Origin of the sequence: Pseudomonas sp. PAMC 25886, assembly GCF_000242655.1 — a bacterium.
Taxonomy (GTDB): domain Bacteria; phylum Pseudomonadota; class Gammaproteobacteria; order Pseudomonadales; family Pseudomonadaceae; genus Aquipseudomonas.
In genome coordinates this window covers 57,492-72,138 of the sequence record NZ_AHHC01000015.1, presented here as the reverse complement: position 1 = coordinate 72,138, position 14,647 = coordinate 57,492, and the positions used below count along the sequence as shown (strand labels likewise).

The window sequence follows — 14,647 nt, the reverse complement described above, 5'->3', positions numbered from 1 at the left end:
GGTCGTGCCTCAGCCGTAACTCAGAATCAAACCGTGCATCAGGCGCGACCAGCCGCTCAATGACACGAACAGGAAGATTTTCAGCGGGATCGAAATCAGGTTCGGCGAGACCATCGACATGCCCATCGCCATCAACACGTTGGACACCAGCAAGTCCACCACCAGAAACGGGATGTACAGCAGGAACCCGATCTCGAAGGCCCGGGTCAGTTCCGAGCTGACGAACGCCGGGATCAGCACCACCAGGTCGTCATCCCGCAAGTCGGCACGGGCTTCCGGCGACCAGATGGTCTCGGTGGCCTGCACGAAAAAACCGCGCTCGGACTCGTTGGCAAAGCGCGCCAGGTGCGCCTGCAACGGCGGGCGCAAGGCATCGCCGAGGTCCTTGAGTTGCTCGACGTGCTCGATGTTCAGGTCGCGTCCCTCCACCTGGCGGTACATGTCGCCAATCAACGGCGTGGTGACGTACACCGACAGAATCAGCGCGATGCCGTACAGCACCAGGTTCGGCGGCGTCTGCTGCACGCCCAGGGCGTTGCGGATGAGGAACAGCACCACCGAGATTTTCATGAACCCGGTGAGGGTCACCACCGCCAACGGGATCAACCCGATGGTGGCGACCACCAGGATGATCTCGATCAGGTTCGGCTGATAACCGGTCATGGGGTGGCGAAACTCAACAGGCGCACGCCCAGGCCGTCACCGATTTTCACCAGTTGGCCCTGGCCGACGCGGCGGCCGTTGACCATCAGGTCGACGCCATCCACCGTGGGTGTATTGAGTTGCAGCAGGCTGCCCGCGCCCAGTTCCCGCAGTTGCGCCAGGGTCAGTTCCAGGCTGCCGACCTGGCACACCAGCTTGAGGGGCAAATCGTCCAGGGCCGCGGCGGCATCGACATCAGTCATTGTGTTCTCCATGTCCAAAAGGGGCGATTTCAAAGATTCCTGTAGCTGCAGCGACGAGCCGTCGCGCTGGCAGCGGGCTTGCAGGCGGCCCTCAAGGTCCAGCAACCAGCCACTGCCGGGTTCGAGCATCAACACATCGCCAGGCTGCAAGCTGCGCAATTCGCCGAGGCTCAGCCATTGCCGCCCGGCCACCACCGCCAGGGTCTGGCGCAGCGCGGGTAAAGGGTCGGCCTCAATCTGGCCGTGTTGCTCCAGCATCTGCGCCACCAGCAGCGCAGCGCTTTCGCTCAAGTCCAACTGGGCGGCCATGGGTGGGCTGTTGCCGAAGGTCAAGGTCAGCGCCAGGTGCACGGCGTAAGGCCGCTGATCGTCACTGGCATCGAGCAACTGCACCGGGTGGCCGAGCAGCGGCTCAAGGCGCTCGATCAGATCCAGCACCGCCAACTCCAGCAGCAACGAGCGCGGCAATGACGGCAGCACCTGCGCGTCGAACTGCAACGCCAGCGGCACCAGCACCTGCTCCACCGTGTCGGCCGAGAGCCGCAGGCGCGCCGGGGATTGCCCGAGTAGCAGCCATACATCCCGGGGTGTTTTCAGCGGCTGGGGATCGGCGGCCCAGGCGACGCTCAGGTCCTGGCCGGCGCACCGGCCCTGCCACGCGTGGCGCCGGCGGTGCAGTTGGTTATGCACCGCGAGCAACGCCGGGTCGTAGTGTTCAAGCCAGGGCGCCAGCGGGTCGGCAAGGGCCACGATCATGTGCCGAGCCCTTGTTCTTCGCGCAATTCACCGGCGACCCGCTCGCTGCTTTCGCGGCCGTCCAGCAGGCTTTGCCAGGCGTCGGACTGGCGCTGGCGGTTCAGGCGTTCCTGACGGAACAGGTCGCGCTCACGCTCTTGGGTTTGCAGGGTGCCGGATACGTGGCTGACGTCGCCCTCAAGCAGTTGCTCATCGTCGGACAAGCCCCGCAGGCGATCCTGGGCCGCCTGCCAACTGGCCACCGACAGGCCTTCGGTCAGCGAGGCGTAAATCTCGCCGGCTTCACGGGCAACGGCTTCGCGGTGCAGGCGCAATTGCTCCTTGGCGTCGGTCAAGGCGCCGTGGGTTTGCGCGCAGCGTTGCTGTTGCGCCGCCAACTGGCTGGCCGCCCGTTGTTCACGCAGCACCCGCAGGGTTTGCAGGGTGCGCAGTTGTTCGGTCTTCATGGGTTGCTCTCCATCGTCATGCCAGCACCTGGCGCATGCGGATCAAGGTGTGTTCGGGGCTGCTGGGCTCGTCGGCGTTCTGGCGCAGGAAGGCTTCGATGGCGCTGTGGCGAGTGATCGCCTCGTCGGCCAGCGGGTCGCTGCCGGCGGAGTACTCGCCGACGCGGATCAGCATTTCGATTTCGCCGTAGCGCGCCATCAGTTCACGGATGCGCATTGCCAGGCGCTTGTGTTCTTCACCGGCCACCTGCTCCATCAACCGGCTGCGGCTGCGCAGCACGTCCACCGCAGGGAAGTAGTTGCGCTGGGCCAGTTCGGCGCTCAGGGCGATATGCCCATCGAGGATCGAACGCGCTTCCTCGGCCACCGGGTCACTGGCGGCGTCACCCTCGGTAAGCACGGTATAGAGCGCGGTGATGCTGCCGCTGGGGCCCGGCCCGGCGCGCTCCAGCAGCTTGGGCAAGGTGGCAAAAAACGACGGCGGATAACCGCGCCGTGTCGGCGGCTCACCCACCGCCAGGCCGATCTCGCGCTGGGCCCGGGCGAACCGGGTGAGGCTGTCCATCAGCAGCAGCACGTTACGGCCCTGGTCGCGGTGGTACTCGGCCAGGGTGGTGGCGACAAAGGCCGCACGCACCCGCTCGGCGGCGGGACGATCAGACGTGGCGACAACAGCGATCGTACGTGCGCGGGCCTGGGCGTCCAGTTGCACGTCCAGCAGTTCGCGCACTTCCCTGCCCCGCTCGCCGATCAGGCCGATCACAATCACATCGGCCTCGCTGTTGCGGATGATGCTCGCCAGCAACGAGGATTTGCCCACGCCGGGCTCGCCGAAGATGCCCATGCGCTGGCCTTGGGCGAGGGTCAGCAAGCCGTCGATGGAGCGAATGCCCAGGGCCATGGAACGCACGATCAATTGCCGGGAGAACGGCGCCGGTGGCTCGGCATGCAAGGGATAGGTCTGCAAGTTCAGGGTCGGCGGCACGCCGTCACCGTCAAGAAAATCGCCCATGGGGCTGATCACCCGCCCCAGTTGCGCATCCCCTACCGCCACGCCGAGGCTTTCACCGGTGGCGATGATCTGGGTGCGGGTCGACAGGCCTTCCATGGAACCGATAGGCGACAGGATCGCTTCGTCACCATCAAAGCCGATCACCTCGGCACTGAGGCTGCGGCCGCTGACCGGGTCGCGCAGGTGGCACAGCTCACCGATGCTCGCGCCGGCCACACTGGCCCGCAACAACACCCCGCGAATACTCAGCACGGTGCCCTGCATCGGACGCAAGCGCGCCTGGGACAGCCGCTCGGTCAGGCGCGGCAGCAAATGGTTGAGGTTCATGCCACGCCCTCTTCGGCGAAGGGCAATAGGCTGCGGCGCAAGGTCTGCAGTTGCGCCTCCAGCCCCAGCTCAACTGAACCCGCCGGGCTGCTCAGGCGGGCCTGGCCGGCGCTCAGTTGCGCGTCGGCCTCCACGGCGATGCCGTCCTTGAGGAGTTGTTGGCGCAAGGCATTCACTTCGGCGGGCGGCACCCACAAGGTCAAGGCCTGGCCCTGGCGAAACGCGCTCAGGGCCTGGCGCGTGCAACGCACCACGCGGTCGGTGTCGTCCAGCTCGCCGAGCACTTCACGCACGATGCCCAGGGCCAGGTCCGCCAGCGACGCTTCCAGCCCGGCGAGGTAATGCTGCACCTGGGCCTGGGTCTCCAGCAGCAACTGCGCGACCTGCTCTGCGCCTTCTTTGCGTGCACGTTCAAAACCTTCAGCGCGCGCGCTGTGCAGCCACTGGTCGCTGTCGGCCTTGATCTGCTCGGCGTGGTCCCTGGCGGCTTGCACAAAGGCAAAGCCATCGGTCCACAACGCCGCTTCTTCGGCGCGCAAAATCCGCGCGGCGGGACGGCTGGGTAATTCACTCATGGGCAAGCTCCTCGGCGAGCAACCGGGCGGCAACGGTCTGGACAATTTCCAGGTCGCGGGGCAAGCGCCCGCTATAACCTTTCGGCGCGACAAACCGCAGTTGCAGCCAGCCTTGCAACTCGGCGGGCTGGGCCTGCAGCCAGGCGGCGACACAGGTGAGGCCATCGCGGTCGATGGCGTCGATCAACTCGGCGGGCTCGCGCAGCAGGTCGGCCGCGCCGCCTAACTGGCGGTGCGCCAGGGCCAGGGCAAAGGCTGCCTGGCCGAGGCTTTCGCGCAGCTCATTGACCACTTCGCGGCGGATCTCCCGGCTCAGGGTGGAGGCATGCCAGATCGCGCCACACAGCCTCGGCAGCCGCTCGAATTGCGCCGGGTTCAGCAGCAACACCGGTAAATCGGCAGCCGGCGGGGTGACCAGATGCGCCAGCGGCGCCAATTGATAATGACTGGCCAGCAACTGCTCCAGCCGCGACCGAAACCGCGCCTGCCCGTGCAGGGCTTGCAGCACCTCGGCCGGCAGGCCTTCGCCGAAACACTCGCCCAGGCTCTGCTGGCGCACGAACTGCAACGGCTGGGCGATCAGGCCCTGCCAACGTTCAACCAGGCTCATTCACCCTCCTTGAGCACATACAACGCCTGGGACTGGCGGCGCGCCCATTGTTGACGGGCCAATACGCCGCACGCGCCAAGGGCGACCAGCAGCAAACCGCCGAACAACAACCGCGCCTGGCTGAGGTTGTCTTCCAGCAGCCACAAGCCCATGAAGCGCGCGAGTCGCGGTTGGGCCGGGTTCTGGCTGACGGACACCGCGGCCTTGATCGCCGTCACCGACACGCCCTCGTAGCTCAGGCCGGAAATGCCGTTGGCCACCAGGGTCTTGATCTGCGGGATCAGGGTGTTGATGTCGGTGCCCGGGTCGTAGCGCACCAGCACCGAGGCCGACGACGGTGAGATCACGCGCTTGAGCAGGTCATTGTCCGGCAGCACCACGTGCACCCGCGCCGAAACGATGCCGTCGATCTGCGACACCGAGTGGGACAGCTCTTCGCTCAAGGCGTAGATCATCTGCGCCCGTTCCTGCACCGGCGACGACACCAGGCCGTTGCCCTTGAACACCTCGCCCATGTTGGAAAAGCTCTGCTGCGGCAGCCCAGCGTTTTCCAGCAGGGTCATGGCTTCGGCGAAACGCTGTTCGTCGACCACCACTTTCAACTGGCCGTTGTCCTGCACCTTGCGCGTCGCGGGAATACCGTCGCGCAGCAACACGGCGACCATGGCGTTGGCGTCGCGCTCGCTGAGGTTGGTGTAGAGGTCCATGTCGCAGGCCTGCAAGAGGCTGGCGAGCAGGCCGATCAGCAGCAGGCGCAGGGCACGATTCGGGCTTGGCATGGCGTTATTGACCCTTGAGCAGCGTGTTGGCGGAACCGGAAATCTGCGTCGCACCGCGCACCACCATCTGGGTTTCGATGGAGTAGTCGAACATCTTGCCCAGTGAATGGACGATCTGGTCGACCTGCTGCTCGGCGACTTTCTTGCCCGGTTCTGCAGTGGAAGAGGCACCCGAGGTGCGGATGTCCGCAGCGGCCACTTGGGGTGGCGCCGACGGGTTATTGGTGAGCAAATCGGCGCGCTCGGAAAAGGTCCGGGAGCGGTCGATAAAACTGTTCAGGCGCTCCATCAGGCCCGAGCCGATCTGGTGGGGGCTCGCGCCTTCGGGCATGCCCTTGGCCGTATTGGCCATGTGCTCGAACAGATTCTGCGAGGCCCCGGCGGGCCCCGCGCCGGCGGACGGCGGCAAGGCCGTGGCGCCGGCTGCGAGACTGATGGTCATGGGTGCGCCCTACTCTTCGTCGTCATCGGACATGGCGTCATTCAGCATTTCCTGCGCCTTGGGCATGATGATGAATTGACCGCCGATGGTGACCGCCTGGGTGATCAGGGCATCGGTGAACTCGGCGTCGGTCATCTCCGGTTTGTCGGCGCTCTTGGCGTTATCCACCGCGGCGTTGAACTTGGCTTCAGGGCTGGCGCCACCGGGGGCGAGGTTGCTGTCTACGGCGGTTACGGACATGGTCATGCTCCTTTGCTGGGGTTGGGGTGAATCAAGGGGTTTCGGTGCTCACCTGGGCGCCGCGAAATACCCGCACGCCGTACTCGCGTGCCACAACGGGCGCGGCGGCCTTGGGTTGCAGGTGATCCACATGCTGCTGGACCAGCGCCAGGTATGGCGGCGGCCCGGAGACGAAGACTTCATCGCCCTCGGGGCCGTTGCGCATCGACAACTGCTGGCCGAAGACGTCGAGGTTGTTCAAATAAGCCTGCAACTGGTCCAGGTTCAGGGCGCTGGCCTTGAACAGCTTGGTGGTGATTTCGTCGCTGGCATTGAGGTACAGCAGGTTGCCGTCGAAGTACCAGGTCAGGCCGTTGGTGCTGCACAGCGTCTGCAGGAACTCCCCGGCGGTGGCGGCGCGCACGGTGCTGCGGGCCTTGCCGCGAACCTTGTCGGAGAGCACCAGCGGGATGTCGAGGTTGTGGCCGAACTCTTCGAGGGCGGCGCGCACGTCCTGGTCCACCAGCACGTAGGCGTAGGGTTTGGCGAACCATTCGGGCTCTTCGTCGGCGTGGGCGATCGAGGCGCCAAACAGCACCGACAGACATAGGAGCGCCATGGAAAATATGCTTACATGGCGTCCGCCTTCGCCCAACGAGTTGTGACGATGACCAAACACTTTTTGCTTGCCGGCAGCCTGCTGCTGGCCGCCTGTTCCAGCACCGCGCCGAGCGATACCGATCGCTCGGTAAAGCTGGCCAACGACCTGAACAAACGTGGCGACTACGCCAGCGCGGCGGCGCTGTATGAACGTGCGGCCCAGCAACCGGGTGCCGGCATCGACCTGTGGCTCAAACTCGGCCAGGCGCGGCTCGACGGCAACGATGCGGCCGGTGCCGAGCGCGCCTTCCAGCAGGCCCTCGGCCTTCAGGCCCACAACGCCGACGCCTTGTTGGGGTTGGGCACTGCGCAACTGCGCCTGGGCAAAACCCAGCGCGCCGTGACGGCCCTGGGACAAGCCGCCGAGGCCAGCCACTCGCCGGTCGCCTACACCCGGCTGGGCATTGCCCACGTGCTGAACGGCCAGGCGGTAACGGCACAAACCGCATTCGCCAAAAGCCTGAGCCTGCAACCCGACGACCTCGACAGCCGCTGCAACCTGGCCCTGGCCTACGCCCTGGGCGGCCAGGCCCAACAGGCTCTGGACACCATCGCCCCCGTCACCCAATCGCCCCGCGCGTTGCCACGGCATCAGCGCAATGAGTTGTTGGTGCTGGTGTTGGCGGGTTACGAACAACGAGTGGCCAGCTTGCCGCTGGACGACATTCCGGCCGCTGAGCGAGTACGGCTGGTTGCCGAAGCCAACCGCATCAAAGCCATCAGCGACCCGGTTGCACAGGCGCGGGAGTTGGGGCTGGTGGATACGCACTAAAGGGTAACCTTGCCGTTGCCGTTGCTGTTGCCGTTGCTGTTGCTGTTGCCGTTGCTGTTGCTCTGCTTCTGACGTTGCTTTTGATCTATCAGGCCCCGTCAACCACGATGGCCGCAAGCAGGCACGGTGTAGCGGGTAAACCGGCAAGGATGCCGGTTTAGCCGCGACGGGCCAGGGACGGGCCGTCGCGGCGGCCCGCGGAGACGGGTCTGATTGCGGGCATGCCGAGCCTGGGCGAGGCACCGAGTGGTGGGGCAAAGACCTTTTGGTTACTTTTGGGGCGTTTGCCAAAAGTGACCCGCTGTAAGAGCGGAACCCTAAGTGGCCGTTACCGCAGGAATGGATATGTACTCGGTCTGCTTCAAGAAACTCACCGACCGTTAGGCCGCCTTCGCGAGCAAGCCCGCTCCCACATTTGGATTGCGGTGTGACAGACAGATTTGCTGGGGCTGGAATACCGCTATCGCTGGCAAGCCAGCTCCCACATTTGGGTTGCGGTGTGACAGATAGATCTGCTGGGGCTGGAATACCGCTATCGCAGGCAAGCCAGCTCCCACATTTGGATGGCGGTGTGACAGATCGATCTGCTGGGGCTGGAATACCGCCATCGCTGGCAAGCCAGCTCCCACATTTGGATGGTGGTGTGACAGATAGATTTGCTGGGGCTGGAATACCGCCATCGCTGGCAAGCCAGCTCCTACATTTGGATGGTGGTGTGACAGACAGATTTGCTGGGGCTGGAATACCGCTATCGCTGGCAAGCCAGCTCCTACATTTGGATGGTGGTGTGACAGATAGATCTGCTGGGGCTGGAATACCGCTATCGCTGGCAAGCCAGCTCCTACATTTGGATGGTGGTGTGACAGATAGATCTGCTGGGGCTGGAATACCGCTATCGCTGGCAAGCCAGCTCCTACAGGGGGAATGTGCACGGGGAGTCATTGCTCACCTCCCGGTGCGCCAGCCTTGGCCTCTTGCTGAGCCTGCCGCCGCTGCAACTGCTCCCGGTCAAACCCCTCGATATACACCTGCGCCGCCCGCCCGACCGGCGCCGCCATCGCAGGCCCGGTGGCCCGCCCCTGAGTCAAATCCTGGCGCTGCTCCACCATCTGCATCAGATTCAGATTGTTGGCACAGCCCAACGGCAAGGTCGCCTTGAAATCCTCATCCAGCCCGATCTCATCCTTGGCCGGCGGCTGCTGGCACTGGCTCGGCAACCCGTCCGCCTGATACTGCGGCGAGTAATACACCGGCGCCAGATGCGTCTTGCAGCCCATCACCAGCAGGGGCAAACACATCAACAAACGCGAAACTTTCATGCCATGCCCCCTCATCAATTCATGTAAAAACCAAACGCCCCACCGCTGCGCGGCCCCGTTGCCGCAGCGGTCGCGGGCTGCGCGTCGAGCGGTGTGGCCAGGGTGCGACTGCGCACCGGCTCCACCAGGTACGGCGTGATCAAAATCACTAACTCGGTTTCGTTGCGCTGAAAACGCTTGGAGCGAAACAGGTTGCCCAGGATCGGCAAGTCGCCCAGCAACGGCAGCTTCTCGATGTCCTGGCTGCTCTCGCGCTGGAACAAGCCGGCAATCGCAAAGGTCTGCCCGCTGCCCACTTCCACCCGCGTATCGGCGCGGCGCACGCTGAACGACGGCACATGGAAATTGCCGAAATCCACCGTGCCGCCACTCACCACACTGCTGACCTCCGGGCGCACTTGCAGGGCGATCCGGCCGTTGGGCAGCAGCGTCGGGTTGAACAGCAGCGACACGCCGAAGGACTTGTATTCGATGCCCACCAGGTCCCGATTCACCGGCACCGGAATCGCCACTTCACCCCCCGCCAGAAAGCTCGCGGTTTGCCCGGTCATGGCGGTGATATTCGGCTCGGCCAGAATTTGCAGGATCCCGTTGGCCTGCAACGCGTCGAGCATGCCGTCGATATTGGTGTTGCCCGAGCCGCTGCCCGCTGCCGCCAGGCCACCAGCCGTGGCTGCTGCCAGCGGCCCGCCGGTAATCAGGCCGAAGGAGAAGGTGCCGTTGCTGAACATGGCGTTCCAGTTCACGCCGTAGTGCAGCAGTTCCGAGCGGGACACTTCAGCGAACCTGACGCGCAAATTGACCTGGGCCGCACCGGCATATTCCGTGGTGTTGACCGCACTCTGGAAACCCTGGCCCTGGGGGTTGAGCAACGCGTTCAAGTCCGTCGCTTCGCCCACCGAACGCACCGTGCCCTTGGCGATCAGGCGGTTGCCGGCACCGCTGATCTGCGCGCCATTGCCGGGGTGCAATTCCTGCATCGGCGCGGTCACCGCCTGGGTCGCGCTGCTGACGGCCAGGGTCAGGCTGGCGAGCTGTTTGCCGTCGCCGCCGAGGGCGATCAGGCTGGTATTGCCCGGGGCCTTGCCGAAGATATAAATCACCCCCGGCGACACCACTTGCAGGTCGGCAATCCCCGGTTCGGCCACCAGCACCGACTCCACGGGCGCCACAAAATGCAGGATCCGCCCTTCACCGGAGGCCAGGCTGATAGAGCCCTGGGCACCGTTGGCGATGTCCTGGGCATTGCAAAAAAACGAGGTCAACGTCAGCAACAACAGACAAAAACGGATCATGAGGCAGACGCCAGGGAAGTGACGGAAGCCGCGGCAGGTGCACGGCGGTTGGAGATATCGGTAAGGCTGATGGTCACCAGCGCTTGCAGGTTGTATTCAGTGGCCAACTCGCGAAACGACAACACCGCCAGCTCGAGTTCGCCGCGCAGCACCAGGCGACGCAGGCTGCGGCGCAATTCCGGGTGCACCAGCAATACCGCACTGTTGGCCTCGGTGGTTTTGTCGCAGGCCTGGCGCAGTTGGGCGAGCAAGGCGCGGTTGATCTCTTCAGGGATCACTTCACGGCTGGGTTCCTGGCGACGCAGGGACGCACGCAACTGGTCTTCCAGACCGGGCGCCAATACCAACGCGCCAATCACCCGATTGCGGTCGGCGTACTGGTGGCTGATCTGCCTCGCCAACGCAGCGCGCAGGTGTTCGGCCAGGCGGCCGGCATCGGTTTCCCGGGCGCCCCACTCCACCATGGCTTCGAGCAAGGCCCGTTGATTACGGATCGATACGCCTTCGCCCACCAGCAAGCGCAGGGTTTCGGCCACCCGCTGCAACGGCACCAGGCGCAAGGCTTCCTTGACCAGTTCGCCGTACGTGGCTTCGGTGCGTTCGAGCAGCAGGCGGGTTTCCTGGATCCCCAAAAAGTCTGCAGCGTAGCGGCGCAGGCTGCGCTCCAGCACGCCGCGCAGCACCTCGTCCGGCAGCAGGAAGCCGATGCCGGCGTTGCGCAACACGTCTTCGTGCTGGCGTTCGATCCAGTGCGCAGCGCGACCGTTGAGCGGTGAATCGGCGTGCAGCGTGGTGATGTCCAACAGTTGCACGTGCACCGGATCGTCCTGCAACAGCAGGCAGTTGACCGGCATCTCGCCTTCACTCACCGGCACGCCTTCCAGGGACACCCGGAAGCTGCCCGGCGTGGCCTTGGCGTCCATGTGCACGCCCGGCACCGGCACGTCGACGCCGAGGTCGCTGCGGATGTCGTGACACAGCGCCTCAATGCGCTGGGTCAGCAACTGGCGTGGCGCGCTGAGGGCCAGGGCGCTGCCGAGGGTCAGCAGCACGCGGGTGTCGGGCGCCACGCCGTAGTCCTGCTCGGGCTGCACTTCGACCACCGGCTCCAGCGTCTCGATCAGGGCTTCAGGCTCTACCTGATGTTCACGGGTATGTCGGCGGTACATCACGAACGCCGCGCCGCCGAATACCAGCGACAACCCGAGGAACACCCAGGTCGGAAAGCCCGGGATCACACTGACGCCGACCATGATCAACGCGGTCAAACCGAGGGCCCGGTAGCTGGCGCCCAGCTGCTTGAGAATCTCGCTGCCGAGGTCGCCCGCCTCGCCGTCGCTGTTGACCCGCGTGACCACGGTACCCGCCGCCACGGAGATCAACAGCGCCGGGATCTGCGCGATCAAACCGTCACCCACGGTCAGCAGCGAATAGGTGTGCACCGCCGCACCGAAGGCCATGTCGCGCTCGATCATGCCGATCAACATGCCGCCCAGCAGGTTGACCGCGAGGATCACCAACCCGGCAATCGCATCGCCTTTGACGAACTTCATCGCCCCGTCCATCGCGCCGAACATCTGGCTTTCACGCTCCAGGCGCGAACGCCGGCGGCGGGCTTCGGCCTGGTCGATATCGCCGTTGCGCAGGTCGTTGTCGATGCTCATCTGTTTGCCGGGCATCGCATCCAGGGTGAAGCGCGCCGCCACTTCCGCGACCCGCTCGGCACCCTTGGTGATCACCACAAACTGCGCCACGGTGATGATCAGGAACACCACCATGCCCACCACCACCTGGCCGGCAATCACGAAGTCACCGAAGGCCTTGACGATATGCCCGGCGTCGCCGTGCAACAGAATCAAGCGAGTGGTGGTGATGGACAGCGACAGGCGAAACAGGGTGCTGAGCAAAATCAGCGGCGGCAGCGCGGAGAATTCCACCGAGTGGCCGATGTAGAAGGCGACGATCAGGATCAGGATGCTCAGGGCGATGTTCAGGCCGATCAGCATGTCCACCAGGTAGGTGGGCAGCGGGATGATCATCATCACGATCGCCATCAGCATGAACGCGACGATGATCACGTCGGTGCGCTGGGCGGCCATGCGCGCGATGCCGTTCAGGCGATTGAGCAGGTTCATGGCGTCACTCTCCGTGCAGCCAGGTAGCGTTTGAAGCACTGGCGCGCTTCGTCCTTGCGTTCGCCGTACCACAGCGCGCGGGCGCGCAGCAGCAACAGGCTGGCGGACTCGCCTTCCAGCGCCACCAGGCGGTCCAGGGCCGACAGTGCGCGGGTGGCGTCACCGCTGTCGGTGAACGCCAGCACCAGCGAGCGCAGCAGCAGGCCGTCGTTGGGCGCCACGCTCACGGCAATCAGCAGCATCACCAGGGCGCGCTGGGACTGGCCGTTGCGCCGGTACAGCTCGCCGATGCCCTTGAGCAATTGCACCGCGTCGTCGTTATCCCGGGGCATCAGGCCTGGACCTCCGAGCGCTGTTGTTCGAGGGTGCGGCGCATCTCGATTTCCTCGCTGATCAAGTCGTGGGCCAGTGCCTTGATTTCCGGCTCGGCGTCGAGGTTCGGCAACAGGTGCTGCATCACGTGTTCCAGCAGCTCCAGGGAACGGGCGCTGCCAAACAGCAGCGAGTCGACACCGGCAGCGCTGGTGAGCTCTTCCAGGTCGCTGCGCAGGGAGCGCCGGGACTGGACCTTGCGGGTTTTCAGCACCGCTTCAAAAGCAGTGGCCTGGCGCGAGTTGACCGGGCGAATCGCCTCGACCGGCGCGCTGCGCACCTCACTGGGAATCAACGGACGGGGTTCGACTTTCATCCCGGGGCCTTAGCTGAAAAAAGCAGCGTCATAGGGTGAAGGTGAAGCGTTCTTCGCCACGGGCGAGGATCACCTGATTGTTCTCGATGCGTTCCAGCACCCAGTTGTCTGCCAGGGCCGCGCCGGGGTACAGGCGCTTGCCGCTGTCGTTGATCACATAGGGATTGGCGCCGAACCACACCGCTTGAAAGCGCACCCGTGGCCGGGCTGCATCCGCGCGCACCGCGACCCGCGGGTTGAGCACGATCTGCTGGCCGTAACGCTGGTCGAACGCTTGTTGCAGGGCGACCCACTGGGGCTTTTGCGCCCGCTCGAAGGAGCCGGTGGCGTTGAGTTGGCCGTCGATGTCGTTGACCTTGACGGCGTCCAGGTGGGCGGCCTGCAATTGCCCTTCGAACCAGGCCCTGGCTTCGGCGCGAGAAGGCCTGGCCGCAGCTTTTTCGGCGACCGGCCTTGCGGTTTGCGCTTGAGGCGGATCGTTGCGAAAAGCCAGTGCGCCGGCGCACACAAACAGCAAGGCCGTGGCGATGATCCAGGGCGTGAAGGTACGCGTCACCGCAGGCGGTTTTTCAGCGCTGCCCGGCAGCGCCAGGCTCACACCCGCCGTGCCGATGCGCAGTTGCAGCGGCAGCCGCGCGCGATGGCCGCTGCCTTGGGGAATGCGGATATCACCGGCAGTGCCAGTGATCAGTACCTCGCCGCCGAGGGCTTCGACGGCCACCTGGGCACCGTCAAAACGCAGGCGCAGGTGCAACTCGGCGATCCCGGGGTCGCTGAGCTGAAGGTCGGCGGCCAGTGCGGCGCCAAGGGTGTAGACCGGCTGATCGAGCATCAGGGAACTGCCCTGGTGCAAACCGTGGGTCACAAGCAGGGTCGGCGCGCCGTTCACGGCGGGCAGGCCCAGGGAAATCAAGGCTGTCATGGTTGGGTTTGCCCCCTTGAGAATCACAGGCCGCAACGGCACCTGTGCCGATCAACAACGGTGCAACGGGGTGAGGCAGGACGAGGCAGGTATGCGGGCAGCGCCGGCGCTGCCCGCATGGCGAATCAGTTCTGCGGACGCTGTTTGGTGGCGTCGAGCTCTGCTTTTTTCGCGGTGCTGATCTCGGTGATCTTGGCCGACTTCTCAATGGCCATGTTGAAAGTTGCTTCCATCTTCGCGATAGCGTCGTCGGCGCCGCCTGCACTTACTGGTGGAGTAGTAGCCATGTTCAATCTCCTTGCATCGATAGGGAAGTTAAGCGGTATGCAAACCGAACCGAACTCCCCGCGTCAGACAGTGAGTTGGCAATGCAGCCGTCGGTTTGCATGGGAACCATACTACTCACGAATAAAACGCCTTCGCTGTGAAAGCTTGTGAAACGTTGACGGCACGCGCTGTGAAAAATCCGGCTCAACGTGCCGTTGAGCAAATCTCATCGCCACGCCGGCGTGGAACTTTTATTGAAAAACCGATACACGCCAAAACCCAATGATTACGGGGCTTTCGCCATCTAAAATGAACATTCTTGAACACTTCGATGCCGCCAGATTCCACGTAAAACCGTTGATCGCCCATTATTATTCGGAAAATAAGCCGACAACTTCACACTTTTAACTAATAGCCATTTGCCCAACTTCGCAGATATTGCCATTTGTAACAAAACCGACTTGATCATCGCGTTTGATAGCTCGGCGCGGGCCTGCTCAATACACTTCGCAACTTTC

18 protein-coding genes are annotated in these 14,647 nt (G+C 64.3%); 1 reads left to right on the top strand and 17 read right to left on the bottom strand.

The features are described from left to right. Nucleotides 1-9: 9 nt before the first annotated feature. From sctR to MUM_RS0103685, 10 genes are read right to left on the bottom strand one after another with little or no spacing between them, the layout of a single operon-like run. The gene (sctR, locus tag MUM_RS0103730; protein ID WP_003208316.1) at nt 10-663 is read right to left on the bottom strand and encodes a type III secretion system export apparatus subunit SctR; all 654 of its coding nucleotides are present in this window, start codon (nt 661-663) and stop codon (nt 10-12) included. After that, nucleotides 660-1,661 carry a type III secretion system cytoplasmic ring protein SctQ gene (sctQ, locus tag MUM_RS0103725; RefSeq protein ID WP_010167082.1) on the bottom strand — a complete coding sequence of 334 codons (1,002 nt, stop codon included), beginning with the start codon at nt 1,659-1,661 and terminating at the stop codon, nt 660-662. The genes sctR and sctQ overlap by 4 nt, the downstream gene beginning before the upstream one ends. After that, the gene (locus MUM_RS0103720; protein ID WP_010167080.1) at nt 1,658-2,107 is read right to left on the bottom strand and encodes a YscO family type III secretion system apparatus protein; all 450 of its coding nucleotides are present in this window, start codon (nt 2,105-2,107) and stop codon (nt 1,658-1,660) included. The genes sctQ and MUM_RS0103720 overlap by 4 nt, the downstream gene beginning before the upstream one ends. 16 nt (nt 2,108-2,123) lie before the next feature. Further along, nucleotides 2,124-3,446: a FliI/YscN family ATPase gene (locus MUM_RS0103715; RefSeq protein ID WP_010167078.1), complete on the bottom strand. Its 1,323-nt coding sequence runs from the start codon at nt 3,444-3,446 to the stop codon at nt 2,124-2,126. Then, entirely contained in the window at nt 3,443-4,021 is a 579-nt protein-coding gene (locus MUM_RS0103710) for a FliH/SctL family protein (protein ID WP_010167076.1), read from the bottom strand. The genes MUM_RS0103715 and MUM_RS0103710 overlap by 4 nt, the downstream gene beginning before the upstream one ends. Then, nucleotides 4,014-4,631 (bottom strand): hypothetical protein, encoded by a 618-nt coding sequence (locus MUM_RS0103705; RefSeq protein WP_010167074.1) that lies wholly within the window; start codon nt 4,629-4,631, stop codon nt 4,014-4,016. The genes MUM_RS0103710 and MUM_RS0103705 overlap by 8 nt, the downstream gene beginning before the upstream one ends. Further along, nucleotides 4,628-5,410 (bottom strand): type III secretion system inner membrane ring lipoprotein SctJ, encoded by a 783-nt coding sequence (gene sctJ / locus MUM_RS0103700; protein WP_010167072.1) that lies wholly within the window; start codon nt 5,408-5,410, stop codon nt 4,628-4,630. Before sctJ ends, MUM_RS0103705 begins: the two co-directional genes overlap by 4 nt. Nucleotides 5,411-5,414: 4 nt before the next feature. Further along, on the bottom strand, nt 5,415-5,852 hold the full coding sequence (locus tag MUM_RS0103695) for a hypothetical protein (RefSeq protein ID WP_010167071.1): 438 nt from the start codon (nt 5,850-5,852) through the stop codon (nt 5,415-5,417). A gap of 9 nt (nt 5,853-5,861) precedes the next feature. Beyond that, the gene (locus tag MUM_RS0103690) at nt 5,862-6,092 is read right to left on the bottom strand and encodes a hypothetical protein (RefSeq protein WP_003208330.1); all 231 of its coding nucleotides are present in this window, start codon (nt 6,090-6,092) and stop codon (nt 5,862-5,864) included. A 31-nt stretch (nt 6,093-6,123) separates the two neighbouring features. Continuing rightward, nucleotides 6,124-6,690: a hypothetical protein gene (locus tag MUM_RS0103685; protein ID WP_010167070.1), complete on the bottom strand. Its 567-nt coding sequence runs from the start codon at nt 6,688-6,690 to the stop codon at nt 6,124-6,126. A gap of 48 nt (nt 6,691-6,738) precedes the next feature. On the opposite strand from MUM_RS0103685, the gene MUM_RS0103680 reads away from it, so the two are divergent. Then, nucleotides 6,739-7,503, top strand: a complete 765-nt coding sequence (locus MUM_RS0103680) for a tetratricopeptide repeat protein (protein ID WP_010167069.1) — start codon at nt 6,739-6,741, stop codon at nt 7,501-7,503. Nucleotides 7,504-8,441: 938 nt separating this feature from the next. Here the strand turns inward: MUM_RS0103680 and MUM_RS0103670 are convergent. The 7 genes from MUM_RS0103670 to MUM_RS1000000134560 form a co-directional block, all read right to left on the bottom strand. Next, nucleotides 8,442-8,822, bottom strand: a complete 381-nt coding sequence (locus MUM_RS0103670) for a hypothetical protein (RefSeq protein ID WP_010167067.1) — start codon at nt 8,820-8,822, stop codon at nt 8,442-8,444. Between the two features lie 14 nt (nt 8,823-8,836). Further along, nucleotides 8,837-10,117 (bottom strand): type II and III secretion system protein family protein, encoded by a 1,281-nt coding sequence (locus MUM_RS0103665; protein ID WP_010167065.1) that lies wholly within the window; start codon nt 10,115-10,117, stop codon nt 8,837-8,839. After that, complete coding sequence (sctV, locus tag MUM_RS0103660; protein ID WP_010167063.1) at nt 10,114-12,252, bottom strand: type III secretion system export apparatus subunit SctV; 2,139 nt, start codon at nt 12,250-12,252, stop codon at nt 10,114-10,116. The genes MUM_RS0103665 and sctV overlap by 4 nt, the downstream gene beginning before the upstream one ends. Further along, entirely contained in the window at nt 12,249-12,584 is a 336-nt protein-coding gene (locus MUM_RS0103655; protein WP_010167061.1) for a tetratricopeptide repeat protein, read from the bottom strand. The genes sctV and MUM_RS0103655 overlap by 4 nt, the downstream gene beginning before the upstream one ends. Next, nucleotides 12,584-12,940 carry a hypothetical protein gene (locus MUM_RS0103650; RefSeq protein ID WP_010167059.1) on the bottom strand — a complete coding sequence of 119 codons (357 nt, stop codon included), beginning with the start codon at nt 12,938-12,940 and terminating at the stop codon, nt 12,584-12,586. The genes MUM_RS0103655 and MUM_RS0103650 overlap by 1 nt, the downstream gene beginning before the upstream one ends. A gap of 28 nt (nt 12,941-12,968) precedes the next feature. Continuing rightward, on the bottom strand, nt 12,969-13,862 hold the full coding sequence (locus MUM_RS0103645; protein ID WP_010167057.1) for a SctD/MshK family protein: 894 nt from the start codon (nt 13,860-13,862) through the stop codon (nt 12,969-12,971). Nucleotides 13,863-13,987: 125 nt separating this feature from the next. Then, the gene (locus tag MUM_RS1000000134560) at nt 13,988-14,149 is read right to left on the bottom strand and encodes a hypothetical protein (protein ID WP_003207273.1); all 162 of its coding nucleotides are present in this window, start codon (nt 14,147-14,149) and stop codon (nt 13,988-13,990) included. Nucleotides 14,150-14,647 lie beyond the last annotated feature (498 nt).

Bases quoted from the DNA above. Each gene is read 5' to 3' on its own strand.
- MUM_RS0103650 (WP_010167059.1), bottom strand. From the start codon at position 12,940: ATGAAAGTCGAACCCCGTCCGTTGATTCCCAGTGAGGTGCGCAGCGCG.
- MUM_RS0103685 (WP_010167070.1), bottom strand. From the start codon at position 6,690: ATGGCGCTCCTATGTCTGTCGGTGCTGTTTGGCGCCTCGATCGCCCAC.
- MUM_RS0103720 (WP_010167080.1), bottom strand. From the start codon at position 2,107: ATGAAGACCGAACAACTGCGCACCCTGCAAACCCTGCGGGTGCTGCGT.
- MUM_RS0103665 (WP_010167065.1), bottom strand. From the start codon at position 10,117: ATGATCCGTTTTTGTCTGTTGTTGCTGACGTTGACCTCGTTTTTTTGC.
- MUM_RS0103705 (WP_010167074.1), bottom strand. From the start codon at position 4,631: ATGAGCCTGGTTGAACGTTGGCAGGGCCTGATCGCCCAGCCGTTGCAG.
- sctV (WP_010167063.1), bottom strand. From the start codon at position 12,252: ATGAACCTGCTCAATCGCCTGAACGGCATCGCGCGCATGGCCGCCCAG.
- MUM_RS1000000134560 (WP_003207273.1), bottom strand. From the start codon at position 14,149: ATGGCTACTACTCCACCAGTAAGTGCAGGCGGCGCCGACGACGCTATC.
- MUM_RS0103710 (WP_010167076.1), bottom strand. From the start codon at position 4,021: ATGAGTGAATTACCCAGCCGTCCCGCCGCGCGGATTTTGCGCGCCGAA.
- MUM_RS0103715 (WP_010167078.1), bottom strand. From the start codon at position 3,446: ATGAACCTCAACCATTTGCTGCCGCGCCTGACCGAGCGGCTGTCCCAG.
- sctQ (WP_010167082.1), bottom strand. From the start codon at position 1,661: ATGATCGTGGCCCTTGCCGACCCGCTGGCGCCCTGGCTTGAACACTAC.
- MUM_RS0103655 (WP_010167061.1), bottom strand. From the start codon at position 12,584: ATGCCCCGGGATAACGACGACGCGGTGCAATTGCTCAAGGGCATCGGC.
- MUM_RS0103680 (WP_010167069.1), top strand. From the start codon at position 6,739: ATGACCAAACACTTTTTGCTTGCCGGCAGCCTGCTGCTGGCCGCCTGT.
- sctR (WP_003208316.1), bottom strand. From the start codon at position 663: ATGACCGGTTATCAGCCGAACCTGATCGAGATCATCCTGGTGGTCGCC.
- MUM_RS0103645 (WP_010167057.1), bottom strand. From the start codon at position 13,862: ATGACAGCCTTGATTTCCCTGGGCCTGCCCGCCGTGAACGGCGCGCCG.
- MUM_RS0103695 (WP_010167071.1), bottom strand. From the start codon at position 5,852: ATGACCATCAGTCTCGCAGCCGGCGCCACGGCCTTGCCGCCGTCCGCC.
- sctJ (WP_010167072.1), bottom strand. From the start codon at position 5,410: ATGCCAAGCCCGAATCGTGCCCTGCGCCTGCTGCTGATCGGCCTGCTC.
- MUM_RS0103670 (WP_010167067.1), bottom strand. From the start codon at position 8,822: ATGAAAGTTTCGCGTTTGTTGATGTGTTTGCCCCTGCTGGTGATGGGC.
- MUM_RS0103690 (WP_003208330.1), bottom strand. From the start codon at position 6,092: ATGTCCGTAACCGCCGTAGACAGCAACCTCGCCCCCGGTGGCGCCAGC.